The 1,355-nt window shown below is 75.6% G+C and carries 1 protein-coding gene; it reads left to right on the forward strand.

Annotation, left to right across the window (positions count from 1 at the left end):
- The first annotated feature begins 75 nt into the window (after positions 1 to 75).
- Positions 76 to 1,272: a N5-glutamine methyltransferase family protein gene (locus AN218_RS29675; protein ID WP_244900833.1), complete on the forward strand. Its 1,197-nt coding sequence runs from the start codon at positions 76 to 78 to the stop codon at positions 1,270 to 1,272.
- The last annotated feature ends 83 nt before the right edge of the window (positions 1,273 to 1,355 follow it).

Below are 1,355 nucleotides of genomic sequence, written 5' to 3' on the forward strand. Positions count from 1 at the left end.
CCGGACGCTGAGCGCAGGGCTGCCTGCGGCGGTCCGGGCGCCGGGCCCCCGCGGCGGCGCCATAGGCTTGGCCCGGTGAGCGAGCGTGAGCGGCCTGCGGCCGTCCGGGACCCGGTGGCCGTCTGGAGCGAGGACGGCGGTGAACGCACCGCGCTGTGGCGTTCCGAGAGCGGTGCACGGCCGCCGCGGCATGTACGGGTCGTGGACGACCGGATGACCGCCGACGCCGCTTACCGGCTCGCCTGCGAGGGCACCGCCCTGCTCTGGCGCGGCGATTACCACGGAGCGCGGCAGCTCCTGTCGGCGCTCGGCCGCCGTGTGGACCGCAAACCGCCCAAGGCGGGCGGGAGTCCGCGCGAGAGCTTCCATCTGCAACGGCAGGCGCAGTCACGGCGGGCGCGGATCCTGGGGATGCTGCTGGTGCCGCTGGACGCCGTGCCGCCGGAGCCGGACGGACCGTACGGATACACCGTCCCGCTGCGCCGCGCGCCCGACGTGCGCGAGGCGTGCGCGGAGGCGTACGGGCCCGCGGAGAACGCTCCCGAGCACTCCCTCGTGCCGTTGCGCGAACTGCTGGGTGTGATCGGTGCGCACGAGTGGCGGCGCAAGGGCGTCCCGGTCCCCGCGCTGGGCGGTGAGCGCGTCCATCCCGCGTACGGGGTCTTCGCGCCGGTGCGCGGGGAGTACGTCGATCTGGTCGCGCGAGCCGAACTGCCCCCGGGCGGCCTTGCGTTCGACATCGGCACCGGTACCGGCGTGCTCGGCGCGGTCCTCGTCCGGCGCGGTATGGCCCGCGTCGTCGCCACCGACCAGGACGCGCGGGCACTGGCGTGTGCGCGGGAGAACGCCCAACGGCTCGGCGTCGCACCGCAGTTGGAGATCGTCGGCGCGGACCTCTTCCCGCCGGGCGCCGAACGCGCCTCGCTCGTCGTCTGCAACCCGCCCTGGCTGCCCGCGAAACCGACCTCGCCGCTGGAGCACGCCGTCTACGATCCGGGCGGCCGCATGCTCCGCGGCTTCCTCTCCGGGCTGGCCGAGCGGCTGGACCCGCAGGGCGAGGGCTGGCTGATCCTCTCCGACCTCGCGGAACATCTCGGGCTGCGCACACGCGAGGAGTTGCTCCGGCTGATCGCGGACGCCGGACTGTACGTGGCGGGCCGCGACGACATCCGTCCGCGCCACCCGCGCTCCGCCGATCCGTCCGATCCGCTGCACGCGGCACGCGGCGCCGAGGTCACCTCGCTGTGGCGGCTGCGCGGCGCGGGCGGTTGAGAGTGAGCGCGGCCGGACGCCCGTACCACCGCACACAACAGTCCGCACCCGGCCCGCCGACGCCGGTTCGGCGCCGCGCGGGC

It is taken from the genome of Streptomyces nanshensis (assembly GCF_001751255.1).
GTDB classification, from domain to species: domain Bacteria; phylum Actinomycetota; class Actinomycetes; order Streptomycetales; family Streptomycetaceae; genus Streptomyces; species Streptomyces nanshensis_A.